This is a genomic window from Paraburkholderia sp. UCT70 (assembly GCF_050434085.1).
Taxonomy (GTDB): domain Bacteria; phylum Pseudomonadota; class Gammaproteobacteria; order Burkholderiales; family Burkholderiaceae; genus Paraburkholderia; species Paraburkholderia tuberum.
Window position 1 is genome coordinate 2578392 of the sequence record NZ_JBNPVZ010000004.1, and the last position, 21045, is coordinate 2599436.

17 protein-coding genes, 1 tRNA gene and 2 pseudogenes are annotated in these 21045 nt (G+C 64.7%); 10 read left to right on the forward strand and 10 right to left on the reverse strand.

From position 1 onward, the window contains the following. Positions 1-197: 197 nt before the first annotated feature. The 4 genes from waaF (at position 198) to OKW41_RS37570 (ending at position 3493) form a co-directional block, all read left to right on the forward strand. Entirely contained in the window at positions 198-1223 is a 1026-nt protein-coding gene (gene waaF / locus OKW41_RS37555; protein WP_018421708.1) for a lipopolysaccharide heptosyltransferase II, read from the forward strand. A 150-nt stretch (positions 1224-1373) separates the two neighbouring features. Beyond that, positions 1374-1820 carry a nuclear transport factor 2 family protein gene (locus OKW41_RS37560; protein ID WP_429451598.1) on the forward strand — a complete coding sequence of 149 codons (447 nt, stop codon included), beginning with the start codon at positions 1374-1376 and terminating at the stop codon, positions 1818-1820. 52 nt (positions 1821-1872) lie between these two features. Next, a complete protein-coding gene (locus tag OKW41_RS37565) occupies positions 1873-2925 on the forward strand; it encodes a hydrolase (protein ID WP_429575672.1) in 1053 nt (350 codons plus the stop codon). Beyond that, the gene (locus OKW41_RS37570) at positions 2918-3493 is read left to right on the forward strand and encodes a DUF2946 family protein (RefSeq protein WP_429469729.1); all 576 of its coding nucleotides are present in this window, start codon (positions 2918-2920) and stop codon (positions 3491-3493) included. The genes OKW41_RS37565 and OKW41_RS37570 overlap by 8 nt, the downstream gene beginning before the upstream one ends. A gap of 18 nt (positions 3494-3511) precedes the next feature. On the opposite strand, the pseudogene OKW41_RS37575 reads toward OKW41_RS37570, so the two are convergent. Continuing rightward, positions 3512-5246 (reverse strand): annotated as a pseudogene (locus OKW41_RS37575) (M48 family metalloprotease). A gap of 187 nt (positions 5247-5433) precedes the next feature. On the opposite strand from OKW41_RS37575, the gene moaC reads away from it, so the two are divergent. Both moaC and OKW41_RS37585 read left to right on the forward strand, forming a co-directional pair. Then, positions 5434-5913 carry a cyclic pyranopterin monophosphate synthase MoaC gene (gene moaC, locus OKW41_RS37580; RefSeq protein WP_018421713.1) on the forward strand — a complete coding sequence of 160 codons (480 nt, stop codon included), beginning with the start codon at positions 5434-5436 and terminating at the stop codon, positions 5911-5913. Positions 5914-5944: 31 nt separating this feature from the next. After that, positions 5945-6295 carry a nucleotide pyrophosphohydrolase gene (locus OKW41_RS37585; protein WP_429575673.1) on the forward strand — a complete coding sequence of 117 codons (351 nt, stop codon included), beginning with the start codon at positions 5945-5947 and terminating at the stop codon, positions 6293-6295. Between the two features lie 53 nt (positions 6296-6348). Here OKW41_RS37585 and OKW41_RS37590 read toward each other — a convergent pair whose 3' ends face one another. From OKW41_RS37590 to recA, 8 genes and pseudogenes are all read right to left on the reverse strand, one after another. Continuing rightward, positions 6349-8133 (reverse strand): PglL family O-oligosaccharyltransferase, encoded by a 1785-nt coding sequence (locus OKW41_RS37590; protein ID WP_429575674.1) that lies wholly within the window; start codon positions 8131-8133, stop codon positions 6349-6351. A 162-nt stretch (positions 8134-8295) separates the two neighbouring features. After that, the gene (locus OKW41_RS37595) at positions 8296-8919 is read right to left on the reverse strand and encodes a pilin (RefSeq protein ID WP_429575675.1); all 624 of its coding nucleotides are present in this window, start codon (positions 8917-8919) and stop codon (positions 8296-8298) included. A 157-nt stretch (positions 8920-9076) separates the two neighbouring features. Continuing rightward, positions 9077-9781 carry a TerC family protein gene (locus OKW41_RS37600; protein WP_429576540.1) on the reverse strand — a complete coding sequence of 235 codons (705 nt, stop codon included), beginning with the start codon at positions 9779-9781 and terminating at the stop codon, positions 9077-9079. A gap of 166 nt (positions 9782-9947) precedes the next feature. Further along, complete coding sequence (sucD, locus tag OKW41_RS37605; RefSeq protein ID WP_184022990.1) at positions 9948-10829, reverse strand: succinate--CoA ligase subunit alpha; 882 nt, start codon at positions 10827-10829, stop codon at positions 9948-9950. 130 nt (positions 10830-10959) lie between these two features. Further along, positions 10960-12129 carry an ADP-forming succinate--CoA ligase subunit beta gene (gene sucC, locus OKW41_RS37610; protein ID WP_429451608.1) on the reverse strand — a complete coding sequence of 390 codons (1170 nt, stop codon included), beginning with the start codon at positions 12127-12129 and terminating at the stop codon, positions 10960-10962. A 55-nt stretch (positions 12130-12184) separates the two neighbouring features. Then, on the reverse strand, positions 12185-12859 hold the full coding sequence (locus OKW41_RS37615) for a DUF2889 domain-containing protein (RefSeq protein ID WP_429575676.1): 675 nt from the start codon (positions 12857-12859) through the stop codon (positions 12185-12187). Between the two features lie 130 nt (positions 12860-12989). Continuing rightward, positions 12990-13749, reverse strand: a pseudogene (gene recX, locus OKW41_RS37620) (recombination regulator RecX). A gap of 7 nt (positions 13750-13756) precedes the next feature. Then, entirely contained in the window at positions 13757-14833 is a 1077-nt protein-coding gene (gene recA / locus OKW41_RS37625) for a recombinase RecA (RefSeq protein WP_018421721.1), read from the reverse strand. Positions 14834-15086: 253 nt separating this feature from the next. Here recA and OKW41_RS37630 point away from each other — a divergent pair, with 253 nt between their 5' ends. From OKW41_RS37630 to OKW41_RS37645, 4 genes are all read left to right on the forward strand, one after another. Continuing rightward, entirely contained in the window at positions 15087-15884 is a 798-nt protein-coding gene (locus OKW41_RS37630) for a response regulator (protein WP_429575677.1), read from the forward strand. Between the two features lie 9 nt (positions 15885-15893). Continuing rightward, complete coding sequence (locus tag OKW41_RS37635) at positions 15894-17453, forward strand: sensor histidine kinase N-terminal domain-containing protein (RefSeq protein WP_429575678.1); 1560 nt, start codon at positions 15894-15896, stop codon at positions 17451-17453. A gap of 206 nt (positions 17454-17659) precedes the next feature. Then, complete coding sequence (locus OKW41_RS37640; protein WP_429575679.1) at positions 17660-19318, forward strand: MFS transporter; 1659 nt, start codon at positions 17660-17662, stop codon at positions 19316-19318. 89 nt (positions 19319-19407) lie between these two features. Beyond that, a tRNA-Met gene (locus OKW41_RS37645) sits at positions 19408-19484 on the forward strand. 182 nt (positions 19485-19666) lie between these two features. Here OKW41_RS37645 and OKW41_RS37650 read toward each other — a convergent pair. Beyond that, positions 19667-20878, reverse strand: a complete 1212-nt coding sequence (locus OKW41_RS37650; RefSeq protein ID WP_429575680.1) for an MFS transporter — start codon at positions 20876-20878, stop codon at positions 19667-19669. Between the last annotated feature and the right edge of the window lie 167 nt (positions 20879-21045).

Below are 21045 nucleotides of genomic sequence, written 5' to 3' on the forward strand. Positions count from 1 at the left end.
GCACGAGGCGCGCGTTTTGAATCGCGCGCTCGCCGCGCCGCAGGCTCGATCGCACGACCCGTGCGGCTGCGCCGCCATAGCGGCGCATGTGGGCAAACGGCATCGCGCCGTGCGGCTTTCCGCTTTCCCCATTTACCTATCCGAGTGCCGCGCGCATCGCGCGCGGCGCTTGTTATCGACACCGGACACTCACTCTGATGCGTCGCGCGTTGGTTATCGCACCGAACTGGATCGGTGACGCATTGATGGCGCAGCCGCTGTTTGCGCGCCTCGTGAAATTGCATCCGCGCATCGTCATCGACGCGGTCGCGCCCAGTTGGGTCGCACCCGTGCTCGAACGCATGCCGGAAATCCGCGACGTCTACGCGACCGATCTCGCCCACGGCAAGCTGCAGATGCTGCGCCGCTGGCAGCTGTCGAGCGATCTGCGCGACGTCGGCTACGACGCGGCCTACGTGCTGCCGAATTCGTTCAAGTCGGCGCTGATTCCGTGGCTGGCGGGCATTCCGCTGCGCATCGGGTACACCGGCGAGAGTCGCTACGGCGTGCTGAACGTGCGTCACGCGAATCCGCGCAAGGACGCCCGCCCGCCGATGGTCGGCCACTACGCCGCCCTCGCCTATGCGCCAGGCGCCAAGGTCCCCGAAGATCTGCCGATGCCGCGCCTCGACACGGACCTGAACGAGGCCTCGCGCGTGTCGGCGCGCTTCAATCTCGATACGCGCGTGCCGCTGCTGGTGTTCTGCCCCGGCGCAGAATACGGTCCCGCGAAGCGCTGGCCGCCCGAGCACTTCGCGTCGCTCGCGCAGATGGTCGGCCAGTCGTTCCCCTACACGCAAATCGTCGCGCTCGGCTCGCCGAAAGACGCGCCGCTCGCGCAGGCGATCGCCGAGAAAGCGCCGAACGTGCGCAACCTGTGCGGCCAGACCGCACTCGGCGAGGCTTGCGCGCTGATCTCGCGGGCCAACGCGGTCGTCACCAACGACTCCGGACTGATGCACGTGGCCGCCGCGCTGCGCCGCCCGCTCGTGGCCGTCTACGGTTCGACCGATCCGCGCCACACCCCGCCCTTGTCCGAGCTCGCGAAGGTACAATGGCTTCATCTCGAATGCAGCCCCTGTTTTGAGCGCGAGTGCCCACTCGGTCATCTGAACTGTCTGAAGCAGCTGAGCGCCGAGCAGGTTTTCGGCGATTTGCGCGGCATGCTGCTCGCGCAGCGCTGAGCCGACTGGTACTTGCACGCAACACCGCACGCCCCGAGCGCGTCGCGTCATGTTCGCGCCTTGCGGCACGGGCAAGCTGACGCCGGGGCGATGGTCCGGCGCTCTGGACCGTCCCGCAACCGCGCGCCGCGCACAAGAGACTGACAAGCCATGCCACGTTTTGCCCATATCTTCGAAGCCGCCGCCGATACCCTGAACGCCTACTATCAGGCCGTCGCCGAGGTCAATATCGACAGCTTGATGGGCTTGTGGATCGACGAGGAGTTCGTCAGCTGCATCTGCGCGGACGGCTCGCATCTGCACGGCCTCGAGAGCATCCGCAATGGCTTGCAGGTCCAGCTCGAAGCGCTGCCGGTGTCGATCGAGCCGCTCGACATCCGCGTCTACGACAGCCTCGGCACCGTCGTCTATGCGATTGCCGAAGCGCATCGTCCGGCCGACCCGACCGCCACGCCCGCGATGGTCTTCACCACCTACGTGATGGTCCATGAACGCGGCGAATGGCGCATTGCGCATATTCACGCGAGCCCGATGCCGAACGAGACCGCCAGCCAGTTCGCGACGAAGATGCGGCATGGCCAGGGCTCGCTGCACTGACGCGCGGCACCACGACAGATTCAGAATCACGTTTTCTCGCTTTTCCGCCGGTATGAGTTCGACGCCACTTAAACCCGCTTCCTCCGGTACGGCCCCCGTCAAGGTGGCGGCCGCCGTCGAGGCGACCGTCGAGCTGCTGTACCGCGCGCCGCTCTGGCTGCCGAACCGGCATGTGCAGACGATCGTCCCGTCGCTGTTCGCGCGCCGCCCCGCGGTATCGTTTCGCCGCGAGCGCTGGGACACCCCGGACGGCGATTTCATCGATCTCGACTGGGTCGCGCACGATACTCCGCCCACCGACACCGCGCCGCTCTTGGTGCTGTTTCACGGCCTGGAAGGCAGTTCGTCGTCGCACTACGCGGTCGCGCTGATGGCCGCCGCGCGCGAATACGGCTGGCACGGCGTGGTGCCGCACTTTCGCAGTTGCAGCGGCCCGCTGAACCGGCTGCCGCGCTTCTACCATCTCGCCGACAGCAACGAGGTCGACTGGATCCTGCGCCGCCTGCGCGCCGCGCATCGCGGGCTGGTGGTCGCGGCGGGCGTGTCGCTCGGCGGCAACGTGCTGCTGCGCTGGCTCGGTGAGCGGCAGGCCGATGCGGCGCGGGTGGTAGCCGCCGCTGCCGCGATTTCGACACCGATCGACGTCCATGCGGGCGGCCGTGCGCTGTCGCAGGGCTTCGGCCTCGTCTACACGCGCAGCTTCCTGAAGACGCTGAAACACAAGGCCAACCAGAAGCTCGAGCAGTTCCCGGGCCTGTTCGATCGCGACGCGATGCTCGCGAGCCGCACGATGTACGAGTTCGACAACGTCGTGACCGCGCCGCTGCACGGCTTTCGCGATACCGACGACTACTGGAGCACCGCAACCACCCGCCCGCTGCTGCCGAACATTCAGGTGCCGACGCTCGTGCTCAACGCGCGCAACGACCCGTTCCTGCCGGCCGAAGCGCTGCCGTCGCGGCACGAGGTGTCGGTGGCGGTCGAGCTTTCTCAGCCTGAGCACGGCGGCCACGCGGGCTTCATGACCGGGCCGTTCCCGGGCCGCATCGACTGGCTGTCGCGGCGCGTGTTCGGCTATCTGGAGCGACACGTCGATCATGGATGACATCGTCAAACAGGCGCTCGCCAAATGGCCGAACGTGCCGAGTTGCACCGGCTGGCTGATGCTCGACCGGCGCGGCAACTGGCGCATGCGCGACGAAGCGGCCCAGGCGAGCGGCGCGCCCGGCGTGCCGATCCGGCATGAGGCGCTGCTTGGCTTCATCAACCGGAACTACGAGGCCGATGAGCGCGGGCAGTGGTTTTTTCAGAACGGACCACAGCGCGTGTATGTCGAGCTGGCTTATACGCCGTGGGTGGTCAGATTGTCCGCGCACGCGGATGGAACGCTCGCGCTGCACGACCAGGGCGGCGGCGCGTTCGAGCCGGCGGCGGTGTTCGTGGATGAAGACGGCGGCATTCTGTTTGCCGATCGCTCGCAGCCAGCACGTATCGCGGTGCTGCACGATCACGACCTCGAGATCTTCTCCGATCACGCGACGCTCGCCGACGATGGCTCATTGAGCGGTGCGTTCCACTGGAGTGTTCAGCGCACCTTGCCGCTGCAAAGCGTGCGACGCGATCAGGTGGCCGCGCGGTTTGGCTTCGTTGCGAGCCCGGCGGCGCAGGTCTGACGCGCGCTCACGTCCACCCTACCCTTTCTCGTCGAGCCGCTCCTCCTTGTAGCGGCTCTCCATCTCGTGCAGGCGCGCGTCGACGGTCGCGAGGTCGTAATAGCCGATCGTATTCAGGTCGCGCGCGCCCTTCAGCTGCCGGATCGCCGATGGCCACGCGCCCTCCAGCGCGAACTTCTCCGCCATCGCGCGATGCTGCGTCAATGCATCGCCACTGCCCGCGCTCGCCTGCGCGAGATAGAGCCACCACGCGGGTTTATCGGGATGCGCCCGGGTCTCCTGCTTCGCGAGCGCCTGCGCGTCGGTGAAGCGATGCAGCGTCAACAGCGTGCGGATATGCATGTCGATCGCCGCGTTCGATTGCGGCCAGCGCTTCTGCGCGAGCTCGGCGAGACGCGCGGCTTCGTAGGTGTGACCGGCACTCCGTGCGATGTCGGTCGCGAGCACGTCGAGGCTCGGCGAATCACGCTCGGGCTCGCCTTGCGCACGCGCGCCCGAGACGAACGTCGCGCGCGCGTTCGCGAGCGAGGCCGCCGCGTCGTCGTAGCGCTCGAGCAGCATCTGCCCGTAAGCGATGCCGTACCAGTTCGCCGCGACGTTCAGCGCGGTGCGGTCCTCGATTTCCGAGCGCAATCGCGAAATCTCGTCCACCTATTCGCTGCGCGAATGGTCCTGCAACAGACGCGAGCGCGCCCGCACGAAGCCGTACTCGGGATCCTGATGCGGTTGCCGGTACGGCGCGCGGCGCGCGCGGTCCTCCATGCCCGCGATCCGCTCGACGGTCAGCGGATGCGTGCGCGCATAGGCCGGAATGCCGTTTTCGTTCATCGCCGCGGGGTCGAGCCGGTGGAAGAACGTGGGCATCGCGTATGGATCGTAACCGGCGCCGGCGAGCAGCAGAAAACCGACGCGGTCCGCCTCCTGCTCGGCCGATCGCGAGAAGCGCAGTTGGCTGTCGACCGCATACGCCTCGCTGCCGAGCGCGATCGCGCTGCCGAGGTCGCCGCTATGCGCGAGCACGCCTGCCAGCACGCCGAAAAGTACACCGACGAGCGCCGCGTAGCCGCCGCGCTCGCCGTTCGAGATCATCCGCGAGATGTGCCGCTGCAGCACGTGCCCCATCTCGTGACCCAGCACCGACGCGAGCTCGGACTCCGTCTGCGTCGTCACGATCAGCCCCGTGTTCACGCCGATGAAACCGCCCGGCAGCGAAAAGGCGTTGATCTGCGCGTCGCGCACCGCGAACAGCTCGAAATCCGGACGATAACCGCCGATGTACAGCGCGCTGGCCGCTGCCGCTAGCATGACGGCAACCGCATTAAGATAGTCGCACACGAGCCAGTCGTCGAGATGGTCGGGGTCGCGGCGTATCTCACGCATCACGCGCTCGCCGAGCTTGCGTTCGGCCTGTGGACTCAGCGAGCCGGCGCCGCCGCTGCCGAGATCGGGCAACTGCTGCGCGACGATCGGCGCGCGCCAGTCGTTGCTGCCGGTTTTGCCGCCAGTGCCACCGCTACCGCCGCCATTGGAAATGGCGGCCTTGCGCGCCGCCGTAGGTGCCGAACACGCCGCGCGCGACGTCGGGCGGCAGGATCGGATCGCCATGCGCGTCGCTCGGGCCGCTCACGAGCGGCGCCTCGGACGATGACGTTCCCGGCACGGTGGCTGCCCCGCCCGTCGATTGCGCGAGCGCGCCCGGCGGCATCGCGAGCGCGATGAATAGCGACGCAGCGAGGAATCGTTTTGGATGCAACGCGAAGCCGGTCTGACGAAGTCGAAAAACGCCGCCCGTGGCCCGGACTAAGATAACGGGCAAGGGCGTCGCAGGACGCGTACGAGGCAACACTCAGAGCACGACACAGCGCAAATGTAATCAGTCGCCGCGACGATTCGAGGCCGCGCCGCACTGCTATGATAGGCGCCCTCTGAAGGAGTCAACCATGCCTGAACTCACTCATTTCGATGCGGCCGGTGACGCGCATATGGTGGACGTCGGCGGCAAGCAGGAGACCAGGCGCATCGCGATCGCGCGTGGCTCGATCCGCATGCTGCCCGACACGTTCGCGCTGATCCGCGACGGCAACGCCAAAAAGGGCGACGTGATCGGCATCGCGCGGATCGCGGCGATCCAGGCCTCGAAGCGCACCGCCGATCTGATTCCGCTCTGTCATCCGCTCGCGCTGACACGCGTGAAGGCCGATTTCGAACTCGACGAGCAGATGCCCGGCGTGCATTGCACGGTCCAGGTCGAGACGTTTGGACGCACGGGCGTCGAAATGGAGGCGCTTACCGCCGTGCAGATCGGGCTGCTGACCGTGTACGACATGTGCAAGGCGGTGGATCGCGGCATGACCATCACCGATGTGAAGGTGATGGAAAAGCATGGCGGGAAATCGGGGGATTGGGTGGCGCAAGCTTGACGTGCGGTTCGACAACTATCCGGATAGCAACATGACCATCGACGAACTGCTCGAGCAGCTACTGGCGTTTCGCGACGCGCGCGACTGGCGGCAGTTTCACACGTTGCGCAACCTGATCGTCTCCACCGGCATCGAAGCTGGCGAGCTGTTGGAGACGATTCAATGGAAGACCGATGCGCAGATCGACGCGCTGCTCGGCGATCCCGCGCAATCGACGAACCTCAGGCACGAGTGCGCCGACGTGTTCATGTATCTGCTGCTGGTCGCCCATACCGCCGGCTTCGATCTCGTCGACGCGGCAGCGGAAAAACTGAAGCTGAACGAAGCGCGCTACCCCGTCGACAAGGCGAAAGGCATGGCCGCGAAGTATTCCGAGTTTTGAACTATGAAGGGAGGAAGCCGCGGCACCAGCACGCCTAAGCTTCCGCGGTCCGATCAATCGTCGTCGCTGTCGTCATCCGGCGTCGCATCGGCCGCCGGTGTGCCGTAGCGCTTCACCAACTGCTGCTTGAAGCCCGCGAGCGACTTCTGCTCGTCGACGAGCTGGTAGAGATAGCCGAGCTGCGCCGGCCAGTCTTTCAATTCCTCGGCGAAGATCCGCAAGCGTTCGACCGTATCGAGCGCCGCCGCGGTATCGCCGGTCAGCGCCTGCAGCACCGCGTAGCGACGCAGCACCGTCTCGCCGGGCAACAGGGCGATCGCCTGCTTGTGCATCGCGAGCTTGCGCTGCAGGTTCAGCGGATTCATCGGCTGCAGCGTCGCGAGACCGTATTCGCCCCACGCGCCGAACATGAACGACGGATCGGCGCCGTACTGCTCGGCCGGACGCGCGCCGTAGTAGAGCACCTCGGCACGCGCATAGTCGCGATACACCGGATACAGCGCGGCGAGTCCGCCGAACACCACCACCGCGAACGCGCCGAGCGACAGATTCGCCGGCACCACGCGCAACGGCCGCGTTTCGAGCAGGCCGAACACGAACATCGCGGGCAACAGGAAGAACATGTACTGCTGCGGATACTCGACGAGCGCATGCATCGTCAGCACGCCGATCAGCGCGATGCCGAACACGCGCGCGGCGCTTTGCGGCGCACGCACGACGCGCACGAGCCACGCGACGAGACCCACGAGCACGATCGCGAGACCGATCAGACCGGTTTTCGCGAGCAGGTCGACGAAAATGTCGTGCGAGTTGTTGGCGATTTCGACGCCGCCCAGTTGCTTGACGAGCTCGAACTGATGGCTCGGAAATTCGCCCCAGCCGACGCCGAGCAGCGGATGCTGCTTGAACATCGTCCAGCCGTATTTCATCAGCGCGAGGCGCGGCGCAATCTGGCCGGCATCCTGGAAGCGCTCGGCCGCCGACTGCCCGAGTTCTAGGTGAAAGCGCACGTTGGCCCAGCGGATCAGCGCATTGACCACGAAAAACAGCACTGCGAGCGCGATCGGCACCAGCCATTCACGGTTGCTGCGGCGCAGTTTCGGTTCGTTGCGAGTCTGCGCGAAGGCCATCCAGAAGCCGGCGACGACGATCACGCCCATCTGCAGCCATGGACCCCGCGACACGGTCAGCGCGAGGCCGACCGAGAAAATCGTCGACACGAGCAGCCAGATGGGCACCGCGATGCGGCGCGTCTGTACGAGGTACAGCGCGCCCGCCATCGCGAACGCGATATACGTCGCAAGGTGGTTCGCCTGCGCCATGTTGCCGAACGGCCGGCGCTCGACGGTTATGTTGTACGCGACGACGAGCGGAGCCACGCGCGTCTCGAGGTGAAACAGCTGGATCACCTGACTGAACACCGCGAACAGACCGCCGACGATCAACGCCCCCGCCGCCCAGCGCAACGCGGTCTCGTCGAGCTTCACGCGCGTGAAGCCGTAGCCCACATGCACGGCCATCCACGCAGCGAGCAGGAAGCCCGCGCCGAGCCAGTTCATCGATGGCTCCGCGACCGGCAGCACCAGCGTCTGCACGACCAGCACGAGGCCGAACAGCAGGGGTACGAGCGCGACCGTGGGCGACGCGAAGCTCACGCGCGGCCGGGTGGTCGCGACCAGCAGCACGACGGCCGCCCCGGTCAGCAGAAACAGCGCGAGCGTGGTGAATTCGGCGTAGAAGGTCGGGATCGGATACGTATGGTTGGCAACCGCGTAGGGCAGGATCAACGCAAGAGCCAGCAGTACGAGAGACAGGTAGCGCGCGAAAGGGGTGGGCATCGAATCAACGGTGGGCGTCAGCAACCGGCGCACTATACAAAAATTTCGTTGCACTGTGCGCCGGTCCGGCCGAAATAGGCTGAAAATCAGCCCTTTGCGTTGTGGCTTCGACTCATCCAGTCAGCGCTCGGCTGCTGTCTCGTTCACTCACTCATTTGCCCCTTATGAACGGCATTCGGGCGGCGCCAGATTCGCGGCGAGCGTCGGCGCCTCGCCTGGCATCGGCCCCGAACCCGGCGCCGGCAACGACGACGCGCTCTTGCCGCTCGCAAAGCATTCCCACGTCAGCGCGCCGGTCTGCACCGCGTCCTTGCTCAACGCGACTCGCGCGCTCGGCGCATCGACGTTGTCCGGGACCGACGGCACCAGCGTCATGGTGTTTGCGCCGGCCTGCGCGACACGCGTCGAGTACGTGATCGTGATCTGACCAGTGTCGTCGTCGATCTGGATGGACTCGACGTTGCGCGTGGCGGGCGGCGACGCATAACCGCCGCCGAACGCGTTGCCGCTCGCGGCGTTTTCGGCCACCGCGAGCCGCGCCGACGCCGCGAGCGACAAGCCCTCGCCGACCCGGCTGCGCGCCAGATAGTCCTGATACGCGGGAATCGCGTAGGCCGCGATCACGCCGACGATCGCGAGTACGATCATCAACTCGATCAGCGTGAAGCCGACGCCGCAGCGGCGGCAGATGCGCGCGAACCAGCTCGCGCGCCAGCGTGCGCGGCGCGACCTACGCGAGGATTGCGTCGATTGAGAGTAAGGGGAATATGGCAGGGTAACGATCATCGGCAGACTCCTGATACGAGAAACGCCTGGCCCGTGGATCGGGAACAGGCTTTTTAATCGTAGCGAGCGAAGCTCGCGCGTCACAGTCAGCCGGATGGCCAGGCTTGCATTCGGACGGCATCACGAATCAGACAGCGATGCACCGTCAGAGCCATGCTCACACCGCCGCGCGTTTCGCGTTGCGGCGCTTCAACAGATAACCGACGATCACGACGAACAGCGCGCCCGCGATGCTCATCCCGTATTCGGCGACTGGCGTGTCGAGGATCGCCCAGCGGTCGCCGGCCGGGTCGTTGACCATCAGACCACCCGCGATCCAGCCGAGCAGGCCCGCGCCGAACAGTACGATGCCCGGAAAACGATCGAGCAGCTTCAGAATCAGCTGGCTGCCCCACACGATCAGCGGAATGCTCACGACGAGGCCAAAGATCACCAAAGCCAACCGGTGCTCGTGCTCCGCGGCTTCGGCCGCGCCCGCGATCGCGATCACGTTGTCGACGCTCATCACCGCATCCGCGATGATGATCGTCTTCACCGCCGAGATCAGCTTGTCGGCCGGCTTCACGTTGTCGTGAGCGTCGTGCGCCGGCGCGAGCAGGCGCACGCCGATCCACAGCAGCAGCAAGCCGCCCGCGAACTTCAGGAACGGCGCGTCGAGCAGCACGACCGCGAACGCGATCAGCACGACGCGCAGCGCGATCGCGCCGGCGGTCCCCCACACGATCCCACGCATGCGCTGCGACCGCGGCAGGTTGCGGCAGGCGAGCGCGATCACGACCGCGTTGTCGCCGCCGAGCAGAACGTCGATGACGATGATCTGAAAGACCGAGCCGCAATGGAGGGTCGTGAAGAATTCGAGCATGGAAAAAAGCATAAGAAAAAATCGACCGCGCGGACAGAACCGCGGCGCAAGCGCGGACGAAAAAAAAGCGGGGGAGTCTGCACTCCCCCGCTTTTCGGGACCGCCCGCTCACGAAAGGAATTCGTAAGCGTATCAAAATCGCGCGCCAACGGCACGCGAATTCGATTTACAGCATCGCCTTCAGAAGACGCGCCATTTCCGACGGGTTCTTCGTGACCTTGATACCGCACGCGTCCATGATTTCCAGCTTTGCTTCAGCGGTGTCCGCACCGCCCGAGATCAGCGCGCCGGCGTGGCCCATGCGCTTGCCCGGAGGCGCCGTGACGCCAGCGATGAAGCCAACCACCGGCTTCTTCATGTTGTCCTTGATCCAGTGCGCGGCGTTCGCCTCGTCCGGACCGCCGATTTCGCCGATCATGATGACGGCGTCCGTATCCGGATCGTCGTTGAACATCTTCATCACGTCGATGTGCTTCAGACCGTTGATCGGGTCGCCGCCGATGCCGACTGCCGACGACTGGCCGAGGCCGATCGAGGTCAGCTGGCCGACTGCTTCATACGTCAGCGTGCCCGAACGCGACACGACGCCGATGCGGCCCTTGCGATGGATGTGACCCGGCATGATGCCGATCTTCAACTCGTCCGGCGTGATCGTGCCCGGGCAGTTCGGTCCGAGCAGCAGCGTCTTGCGGTTTTCGCGACGCATACGGTCCTTGATCTCGATCATGTCGCGGACGGGAATGCCTTCCGTGATACAGATTGCGAGATCCAGGTCGGCTTCGACTGCTTCCCAGATTGCAGCGGCAGCGCCTGCCGGCGGAACGTAAATCACCGACACGGTCGCGCCCGTCTCAGCCTTGGCTTCAGCGACGCTCGCGTAGATGGGGATGCCTTCGAAATCTTCGCCGGCGCGCTTCGGGTTCACGCCCGCGACGTACGCTTCGCGGCCGTTTGCGTATTCACGGCAAGCACGCGTGTGGAACTGACCGGTCTTGCCGGTGATGCCCTGCGTGATGACCTTGGTGTCTTTGTTGATCAGAATCGACATGTATTGACCTCTGTTCGTTTGGCGTCGCGCGGTAGCGCCACTCGGCGCGATGCTTCACGCCTGTGTCGCTTGCGCGCCGCCACTCGTAAACCTGGCAAATGAGCTGGTAAATGCGCCGTGGACAGCTGGCTTACGCCTTGCCCGAAGCAGCTGCGACGACCTTCTGAGCCGCCTCTTCCATGCTGTCCGCCGAGATGATCGGCAGGCCGGATTCGGCGAGCATCTTCTTGCCCAGGTCTTCGTTCGTGCCCTTCATGCGGACCACGAGCGGCACCTTCAGCGATACGGCCTTCGACGCCGCGATCACGCCTTCCGCGATCACGTCGCAGCGCATGATGCCACCGAAGATGTTGACCAGAATCGCGGTCAGGTTCGGGTTCTTCAGCATGATCTTGAACGCTTCGGTGACCTTCTCGGTCGTCGCGCCACCGCCGACGTCGAGGAAGTTCGCCGGTTCGCCGCCGAACAGCTTGATGGTGTCCATCGTTGCCATTGCGAGGCCAGCGCCGTTCACCAGACAGCCGATGTTGCCGTCGAGCGAGATGTACGCGAGGTCGAACTTCGACGCTTCGATTTCAGCCGGATCTTCTTCGTCCAGATCGCGGTACGCGACGATTTCCGGGTGACGGAACAGCGCATTCGAGTCGAAGTTGAACTTCGCGTCGAGTGCGATGACCTTGCCGTCGCCGGTCAGGATCAGCGGGTTGATTTCGGCGAGCGATGCGTCGGTTTCCCAGAATGCCTTGTACAGGCCTTGCAGGATCGCGCGAGCTTGCGGGATCGAAGCGTCGGGCACGCCGATCTTCTTCGCGAGGTCGTCTGCTTCCGGGTCCTTCAGGCCAGTCGACGGATCGACGGCAACCTTGTGGATCAGCTCAGGCGTCTTTTCCGCGACTTCTTCGACGTCCATGCCGCCTTCGCTCGACGCCATCACGACGATCTTCTGCGAAACGCGATCGATCACGAGACCGACATACAGTTCCTTCTTGATGTCGGCGCCTTCTTCGATCAGCAGGCGGTTCACCTTCTGGCCTTCCGGACCGGTCTGGTGCGTGACGAGCTGCATGCCGAGGATCTGGTTCGAGTACTCGCGAACCTGTTCCAGCGACTTGGCGACCTTGACGCCGCCGCCCTTGCCACGGCCACCCGCGTGGATCTGAGCCTTCACGACCCACACCGGGCCGCCCAGCTCTTCCGCGGCCTTGACCGCATCATCCACCGAGAAGACCGGCTTGCCGCGCGGTACCGCGACGCCGAATTTCCGCAGGATTTCCTTACCCTGGTACTCGTGAATCTTCATGCGTGATTCCCTTCAGTCTGAGAGTTGGATAGAACTTCGATTCCGTTGCCGCCGTTCAGGCCGACGCGTCGCCACATCGTTCGCGGGCCGCCGCGCCGTCCGACGAGGCCGCGCGTTCCGCCGGACGCGGTGCATGACCATACCAGCGCGGATAAAACTGTTTCACCGCCTCGCCGTCGAAACGCAGCGCGTGGCAGCGTCCCAGCTGGAATGGCGGTTTGTCGTTGGAATGCTCGCCTGTGCCGTTAGACGATTCGTCTCCCGGACCCGCGTTCGCGCCAGGCGTGCCGTCATCGGTGTTCCATACGTCGCCGGCGAACGCCTGGATCGCGGCGGTCGGCAGGATCGCGCACAGCTCGGTGAGATGCGTGCAACCGGCCGTGCCGGCCAGCAAACGGGCAGCATCGCGACGGAAGTTGTGGAACAGATTGAGCCCGATGAGGGCACGGTAGGCGGGATTGCTGGCCTGGCACAACCCTGGATAGGGCACCCAGTCGGACGACGCCTCGGCGTTGACGACATTGAGCTTGCGATCGATGGTGATGCGAAGCCAGAGTTCATGGATCGGCTGACCATTGGGCCGGACACCCGACGCAAGCGCCACATCGCGTGGCTTTTCGTCGGTCAGGCACGCTTCCACATCCCACAGGCCATCGGCTCGCTCGTAAGCTTCCGCTCTGATTGCGCGACGATGGCGCAACTGACGGGACACTGGCGGGGAAAGCGACATGCGGGAAGGAAAGGCCGGATTGGAAAACTTCTGAATTTTAGCATAACGGGTATTTGGGACAGCCCCGATTGCGCACGGCCTGGCGCCAGGTTACGGCGCGGCAATTGCCCTACCCGTCGAGACTGGCGTGTTAGTCGCCGTCCCCGATGTCGTCGATACCCTTCAGGATCTTGCCGATCGTCGCGCCGGAGAACGCCACGCGACGCGAGAAAGCGCGCCTGCTTCGCGCGCTCGGCCGGCGTTTGCGGCAACTGGCCGAACTTCTTGCGCCAGACCGCCTGGGCGCGCGCGAGTTCGGTTTCGCGCAATTGCGCGCTCGCCTCTTCGACGAGCGCCGGATTGAGCGCGTGTTGCTTCAGTTCGCCGAGAATGCGGCTCGTACCGAGCCGCGATGCGCGCCGATGGATCAGGCTTTCCGCGAAGCGCGAGTCGGATAGCCAGTTTTCGGCCTGCAGCGCGTCGAGCACCGTGTCGAGCGAATCGGTTTCCTCGACGTAAGGCTTCAGCTTGCGGGCGAGTTCGGCGCGGCTATATTCGCGGCGCAACAGATAGCCGAGCGCGCGCGCTTTCAGCGAACGGGCGGGGCGTTGGGATTTTCTGCTGTCGTCTTCGTCGGACCGGCCCGGCTTCTCTTCGCCGGATTGGCGGCGCGAGCGGGTGTAGGTGACTTCGGAGGGGATTGGGGAATCGAGTCCGGAGGAATCCCGGCTGGACGACGCTGCAGCGGGCGCAGACCGCGTACGCTGCGGGCCGCGGCTCGCGGCGCGGTCATGTGCGTCGAACGATTCGAACGGATCGCCGGACTCAGGCGATCCGTCCGCCGCGTCGCGCGGGCCGTCTGGATAGCGTCCGGAGTCGAAACCGGACAGCGGCCGGCCTTTGCGTATCACTTGATGCTTACTCTTCTTCGCCCGCGACTTCAGCGTCCGCGCCGGTCACGGCGTTCGCCATCGCGGTGACGCCCAGCGATTCGCGGATACGGTTCTCGATTTCCCGAGCGATGTCCGGGTTTTCGCGCAGGAATTCACGCGCGTTGTCCTTGCCCTGACCGATGCGCTCGCCGCTGTAGCTGTACCATGCGCCGGCCTTGTCGACGATCTTCGCCTGCACGCCGAGGTCGATGATTTCGCCCTGACGCGAGATGCCCTCGCCGTACAGGATGTCGAAAATCGCTTCACGGAACGGCGGCGCCACCTTGTTCTTGACGACCTTCACGCGGGTTTCGTTGCCGATCACTTCGTCGTTCTTCTTGATCGAACCGATGCGGCGAATGTCCAGACGCACCGACGCGTAGAACTTCAACGCGTTACCGCCCGTGGTGGTTTCCGGGTTGCCGAACATCACGCCGATCTTCATGCGGATCTGATTGATGAAGATCACGAGGCAGTTCGTGCGCTTGATCGTGCCGGTCAGCTTGCGCAGCGCCTGCGACATCAGACGCGCCTGCAGACCCGGCAGCGAGTCGCCCATTTCGCCTTCGATTTCCGCCTTCGGCACCAGCGCCGCGACCGAGTCGATCACGATCATGTCGATCGAGCCCGAGCGCACCAGCGCGTCGGCGATTTCGAGCGCCTGTTCGCCGGTGTCCGGCTGCGAGACCAGCAGGTCGGCGACGTTCACGCCGAGCTTGCCCGCGTATTGAATGTCCAGCGCGTGTTCCGCGTCGATGAACGCCGCGGTGCCGCCGAGCTTCTGCATTTCGGCGACGACCTGCAGCGTCAGCGTGGTTTTACCGGACGATTCCGGACCGTAGATTTCGACCACGCGGCCGCGCGGCAAACCGCCGACGCCCAGTGCGATGTCGAGGCCGAGCGATCCGGTGGAGACCACCTGGATGTCTTCGACTGCCTCACCTGCGCCGAGCCGCATGACCGACCCTTTGCCGAACTGCTTTTCGATCTGCGCGAGCGCGGCGGCGAGAGCCTTGCTCTTTTCAGCAGTCAGTCCAGCCGAGCCTTTCTTGCTTTCTTCCATGAATCGTCCTTTGCTATGATGAACGGCGTCTGAGGCAGGTGTGCACCCGTGGTTCCACTCGAATTGAGCGGAGTCTCCAGGACATCACACGAAACGCAGACACTGTATAAAAAAACAGTAGTTTTGGCAAGCGCGATTGTGATGTGAACGCGCATTTTTACTGTCGCGTCGCCCCAACTACCCACAATAATGTTCGGAGACCGCTGCGCACCGGGGCAACCCCACGGTGCCGGCAAAGCCAGGCTGGCGCATCATGCGAATTCTGATTGCCGAAGATGACAGCATACTCGCGGACGGTCTGGTTCGATCACTCCGCCAATCGGCCTATGCGGTCGATCACGTGAAAAGCGGCGTGGAAGCCGATACCGCGTTGTCAATGCAGACGTTCGACCTATTGATCCTCGATCTGGGCCTGCCCCGCATGTCCGGGCTCGAGGTGCTGCGCCGCCTGCGCGCGCGCAATTCGAACCTGCCCGTGCTGATCCTGACCGCCGCCGATAGCGTCGACGAACGCGTCAAAGGCCTCGACCTCGGCGCCGACGATTACATGGCCAAGCCCTTCGCGCTGAACGAACTCGAAGCGCGCGTGCGCGCGCTGACACGGCGCGGCGCGGGCGGCGGCCCGACCGTCGTGCGGCATGGCTCGCTGTCGTTCGATCAGGTAGGCCGCATCGCCTACGTCAACGACCAGGCGATCGATCTGTCCGCGCGCGAGCTCGGGCTGCTCGAAGTGCTGCTGCAACGGATAGGCCGGCTGGTCTCGAAAGAGCAGCTCGTCGACCATCTATGCGAATGGGGCGAGGAAGTCAGCAACAACGCGATCGAAGTCTACGTGCACCGGCTGCGCAAGAAGATCGAACCGAGCGGCGTGCGCATCATCACCGTGCGCGGGCTCGGCTACTGTCTCGAAAAAGCGGCGCCGCCGGCGAATGCGAGTGCGCCCGCCACCCCGGCCGGCTCCGAGCCGCAGACGGCACAAGCGGCACAAGCGGCACAAGCGTCCACCGCGCCGTCGTCCGCCGCGATGCCGGCGAGCCACCACTACAAATAGAGGCCCGCGATGTCCGCACGCGCTGATCGCGCCACGGCGCACGCTGCGGACCTCGACGAGGCGCGCGACGCGCGCTACGCCAATCCGTTCGCCCCGCCCGACGAAACCGAAGCCGCCGCCGAAGCGCGTCCGCGCTCGCTGTTCGGCGAAATTCTCGACTGGATGCTCGCGCCGCTGCTGCTGCTTTGGCCGATGAGCCTCGCGGTCACCTATCTGGTCGCGAAGTCGATCGCGAACGGGCCGTTCGACCGCGCGCTCGAAACCGACGCCTACGTGCTCGCGCGCCAGATCCATCCGGTCAACGGCGTCGCGGAGCTGTCGCTGCCCGAGTCGACGCGCGATTTCCTGCGCGCCGACAACGTCGACAGCGTGTTCTTTCAGGTGCTCGGCACGCGCGGCGAGCTCGTGGCCGGCGAGCGTGACATGCCGCTGCCGCACGAGGAGGACCGCCCGCCACCGGGCCTCGTCGAATTCCGCGACGACGTGCTGCGCGGCAACGACATCCGCGTCGCCTACACGACCGTCGAGTTTCCGCAGACGCCGGGCGCGCAGGCCGTGCTCGTGCAGGTCGCCGAAACGCTCGACAAGCGCAGCCAGCTCGCCAACGACATCATCAAGGGCGTGATCCTGCCGCAGTTCGTGATCCTGCCGCTCGCGATCCTGCTCGTGTGGTTCGGCCTGTCGCGCGGGCTCGAGCCGCTGCATGCGCTGCAGGCGCATATCCGCGCGCGCCGCCCGGACGATCTGTCGCCGCTCGAAGCGCGCCGCGCGCCGCCGGAAATCGAGCCGCTCGTCACGTCGTTCAACGATCTGCTCACGCGCCTCGAGCAGAACATGGAGCTGCAGAAGCGCTTCATCGCCGACGCCGCGCATCAGATGAAAACGCCGCTGGCCGGCCTGCGCACGCAGGCCGAGCTCGCGCTGCGCCTGAACGCGTCGGCCGAGGTTCATCGCTCGCTCGAACAGATCGCGACGAGCTCCGAGCACGCCGCGCGGCTCGTCACGCAATTGCTCGCGCTGGCGCGCGCGGAAAACCGTCGGTCGGGACAGATCTTCACGCCGCTCGAACTGGGCGAACTCGCCCGCAGCGCGGTGCGCGAATGGGTGCAGGCCGCGCTCGCGAAGCAGATGGACATCGGCTACGAAGCGCCCGACGAGCCGGTCGAAGTCGCCGGCAATCCGGTGATGCTGCGTGAAATGCTGTCGAACCTGATCGACAACGCGATCCGCTATACGCCGGCGGGCGGCCGCATCACCGTGCGCGTGCGGCACGACGCCCCCGCGCGGCTCGTGCATCTGGAAGTCGAGGACACCGGGCTCGGCATTCCGGCCAGCGAGCGCTCGCGTGTGGTCGAGCGCTTTTACCGGATTCTGGGCCGCGAGGGCGACGGCAGCGGCCTCGGCCTCGCGATCGTGCGCGAGATTGCGGCAATGCACGGCGGCGAGCTCGCCATCGACGACAACGTCTACCAGGAGTCGCCGCGGCTCGCCGGCACACTGGTGCGCGTCAGCTTGCACGTGCTCGAACGGGGCGGGACTTACCCTAACGCGCCTCTATCGTCAGCTTGACGGTCAGCGTATTTTTGAGATATTTCAGCGCGGGTTGCGAGAACATACCAGCACTTAGCAGAAATTGAACGCCTATTCATCAGCTTACCGGACTACCCCAGGTTCCGGCGCCGAGTCAGAACGCCGTAAGTTTCCACTCCAATAATCGGTTGCACGTGAACGCCTGTGCCGGCGATCCGCGTGAATATCAATATTGGAGACGACATATGGCTACCGTTGGCGGGCAATTCTCGCACGTGCCGATGACGCGCGATGAGAAGCGGGTGATCTTCGCATCGTCGCTGGGTACGGTTTTCGAGTGGTATGACTTTTATCTGGCCGGCTCGCTTGCGGCCTTCATCAGCAAGAGCTTCTTCTCCGGCGTCAATCCGACCGCGGCGTTCATCTTCACGCTGCTCAGCTTCGCGGCGGGCTTCGCGGTGCGGCCGTTCGGCGCGATCGTCTTCGGGCGGCTCGGCGACATGGTCGGGCGCAAGTACACGTTCCTGATCACGATCATCATCATGGGCCTGTCGACGTTCCTCGTCGGCTTCCTGCCGGGCTACGCGGCGATCGGCATCGCTTCGCCGGTGCTCTTCATCGCGATGCGCCTGCTGCAGGGTCTCGCGCTCGGCGGCGAGTATGGCGGCGCCGCGACCTACGTGGCCGAACACGCGCCGGCGAACCGCCGCGGCTTCTACACCGCATGGATCCAGACTACCGCCACGCTCGGTCTGTTCCTGTCGCTGCTCGTGATTCTCGGCGTTCGCACGTTGATGGGCGAAGACGCGTTCGGCGCCTGGGGCTGGCGCATTCCGTTCGTCGTGTCGATCCTGCTGCTCGCGGTGTCGGTGTGGATTCGCCTGCAACTGCATGAGTCGCCGGTGTTCGCGCGCATCAAGGCCGAGGGCAAGACCTCGAAGGCGCCGCTTTCCGAAGCGTTCGGCCAATGGAAGAACCTGAAGGTCGTGATTCTCGCGCTGCTCGGCCTGACGGCCGGCCAGGCTGTCGTCTGGTACACGGGCCAGTTCTACACGCTGTTCTTCCTCACGCAGACGCTGAGGGTCGACGGTTCGAGCGCCAACATCATGATCGCGCTCGCGCTGCTGATCGGCACGCCGTTCTTCCTGTTCTTCGGCTCGCTGTCGGATCGCATCGGCCGCAAGCCGATCATCATGGCCGGCCTGCTGATCGCCGCACTCACCTATTTCCCGCTGTTCAAGGCGCTCACGCACTACACGAACCCGGCGCTCGAAGCGGCAACCGCGAAGTCGCCGATCGTCGTGATCGCCGATCCGGCCGAGTGCTCGTTCCAGTTCAACCCGGTGGGCACGGCGAAGTTCACGAGCTCATGCGACATCGCGAAGGGCGCGCTGTCGCGAGCCGGCCTGAACTACAACAACGTCGCGGCTCCTGCCGGCACGATCGCGCAGATCCGCGTGGGCGATACGGTCGTCAACACGTTCGACGGCCGCGCCGGCGACGCGAAGGAGCAAGCCAAGACGTTCGAGAAGACGCTCGCCGCGACGCTGAAGGCCGCCGGCTACCCGCCGAAGGCCGATCCGGCTCAGATCAACTGGCCGATGAGCATCGTGATCCTGACGATCCTCGTGATCTACGTGACGATGGTCTACGGGCCGATCGCGGCGATGCTGGTCGAGATGTTCCCGACGCGAATCCGTTATACGTCGATGTCGCTGCCGTACCACATCGGCAATGGCTGGTTCGGCGGCTTCCTGCCGGCCACCGCGTTCGCGATCGTCGCGGCGAAGGGCAACATCTACTCGGGGCTCTGGTATCCGATCATCATCGCGTTGGTCACCTTCGTGATCGGCATGCTGTTCGTGCGCGAAACCAAGGACTCGGATATCTACGCGAAGGATTGAGTGGACCGACAACAGCCGGAGCTATCTGAAAAAGTTGGGAGCCGGGGGTTGACAGCCTCCGGCTCCCACAGCATAATTTCGCTTCTTTCGGCGAATTAGCTCAGTCGGTTAGAGCGACGGAATCATAATCCGCAGGTCCGGGGTTCGAGTCCCTGATTCGCCACCAGCTTCAAGAAAAAGCCGCTGTCCCACAAGGACAGCGGCTTTTTTGTTTTGAAACGCTGCCACGAAGCCTGACGACCGATGGGCATCCGAGTTCAGGCAGACGCAGCGACACACCACTCAAGGTTGGGGGAATAGCGGCAACAATGCGCGCATTTTCCAGACGGATACCCCGGCTATGCCACGTTAGCTCAGGTCGTGAAGAGATTGAGCCGGTGTCGGGTGAAAGAGCAGCAGCACCACGGTCATCAGACCGAAGGCTGCGCCCGCATAAAAGGTCGTGGCTGCGCCCAGACGTTCCCACAACTGGCCTGCGATAACGCTCGAAACCAGCGTCACGATGCCGCTCAGCAGATTGAAGAAACCGAACGCAGTCCCGCGCAGATGCGCAGGTGCCGTGTGCGCGACCATCGTAGCGAGCAGGCCTTGCGTCATCCCCATGTGCAGCCCCCACAGCGCTACGCCTACGACGACTATGCTCCAGTGGGTGCCGTGTGCAAGCACGAGGTCGGCGCCAATCAACGCGATCAGACCACCTATCAGCAGCCGCGTATGCCGCATCGTGTCCGCGAGCTTCCCGAACGGATAAGCGGACAGCGCGTAGACGATATTCATTGCCACCATGACGAGCGGAACGAGCGCAATCGGTACGCCGCTGCCCATCGCACGCAGCACCAGAAAAGCCTCGCTGAATCGCGCCAACGCAAAAACGGCGCCTATCCCTACGACCCACCAGTAGTCCAAACCAAGCTCCCTGAGACTCTGCCACCGAACAGGATTGCTTCTTTTGGCGCGAGGCTCGTGCTCAGGCTCCGTGATACCAACCGTCAACAGCGCGACCGCGAGCACACCGGGAATGACGGCAAGCCAGAAGGCAAGCCGAAAATTATCTGCCCATATCAGCATGATGAGAACGGCCAGCAGCGGTCCGAGGAACGCACCGACCGTATCGAGCGACTGGCGCAGACCGAAGGCCGCGCCACGCAGGTGCTGCGGCGTGACATCCGCGATGAGTGCATCGCGAGGCGCACCGCGAATGCCCTTGCCGACACGGTCAATGATGCGCGCCGTCACCACGACTCCAACCGACGACGCAATGGCAAAAAGCGGCTTGCTCATTGCGCCGAGCGAATACCCGGCTACGGCGAGCCACTTTCGGTTGCCGAGGTAGTCACTCAGCGTTCCCGAAAACACCTTGACCATCTGGGCCGTGGCCTCCGCGATGCCCTCGATGAGCCCAATCGTGCCGGCGCCGGCGCCAAGGCTTGCCAGCAGAAACATCGGCAGCAGGCTGTGGATGATTTCGGATGAGATGTCCATGAAAAGACTCACACATCCCAGAACCCACACGCTGCGTGGAATCTGCCGGACGACATTGACTTGCGGTTCGTTTCGCATTTGATAGGAATGGCATCAAATAACACGTTCGAACGGCGCAGACGCATGCGAGCACCAAGGCAGCCCGCTACGACCGTTACATCTTATCTGGCATCGCTGAGTCGGATACCCGTCCTCTCACGCCCGAATCGAGTGCACTCCCTGACACACATCAGTGCACACCTTCC

Coding starts and splice junctions, on each gene's coding strand:
- OKW41_RS37600 (WP_429576540.1), bottom strand. CDS start 9,781: ATGCTCGAATTCTTCACGACCCTCCATTGCGGCTCGGTCTTTCAGATC.
- OKW41_RS37595 (WP_429575675.1), bottom strand. CDS start 8,919: ATGATCGTTACCCTGCCATATTCCCCTTACTCTCAATCGACGCAATCC.
- sucD (WP_184022990.1), bottom strand. CDS start 10,829: ATGTCGATTCTGATCAACAAAGACACCAAGGTCATCACGCAGGGCATC.
- OKW41_RS37630 (WP_429575677.1), top strand. CDS start 15,087: ATGCGAATTCTGATTGCCGAAGATGACAGCATACTCGCGGACGGTCTG.
- OKW41_RS37570 (WP_429469729.1), top strand. CDS start 2,918: ATGGATGACATCGTCAAACAGGCGCTCGCCAAATGGCCGAACGTGCCG.
- OKW41_RS37640 (WP_429575679.1), top strand. CDS start 17,660: ATGGCTACCGTTGGCGGGCAATTCTCGCACGTGCCGATGACGCGCGAT.
- OKW41_RS37590 (WP_429575674.1), bottom strand. CDS start 8,133: ATGCCCACCCCTTTCGCGCGCTACCTGTCTCTCGTACTGCTGGCTCTT.
- OKW41_RS37585 (WP_429575673.1), top strand. CDS start 5,945: ATGACCATCGACGAACTGCTCGAGCAGCTACTGGCGTTTCGCGACGCG.
- sucC (WP_429451608.1), bottom strand. CDS start 12,129: ATGAAGATTCACGAGTACCAGGGTAAGGAAATCCTGCGGAAATTCGGC.
- OKW41_RS37560 (WP_429451598.1), top strand. CDS start 1,374: ATGCCACGTTTTGCCCATATCTTCGAAGCCGCCGCCGATACCCTGAAC.
- OKW41_RS37635 (WP_429575678.1), top strand. CDS start 15,894: ATGTCCGCACGCGCTGATCGCGCCACGGCGCACGCTGCGGACCTCGAC.
- recA (WP_018421721.1), bottom strand. CDS start 14,833: ATGGAAGAAAGCAAGAAAGGCTCGGCTGGACTGACTGCTGAAAAGAGC.
- moaC (WP_018421713.1), top strand. CDS start 5,434: ATGCCTGAACTCACTCATTTCGATGCGGCCGGTGACGCGCATATGGTG.
- OKW41_RS37615 (WP_429575676.1), bottom strand. CDS start 12,859: ATGTCGCTTTCCCCGCCAGTGTCCCGTCAGTTGCGCCATCGTCGCGCA.
- waaF (WP_018421708.1), top strand. CDS start 198: ATGCGTCGCGCGTTGGTTATCGCACCGAACTGGATCGGTGACGCATTG.
- OKW41_RS37650 (WP_429575680.1), bottom strand. CDS start 20,878: ATGCGAAACGAACCGCAAGTCAATGTCGTCCGGCAGATTCCACGCAGC.
- OKW41_RS37565 (WP_429575672.1), top strand. CDS start 1,873: ATGAGTTCGACGCCACTTAAACCCGCTTCCTCCGGTACGGCCCCCGTC.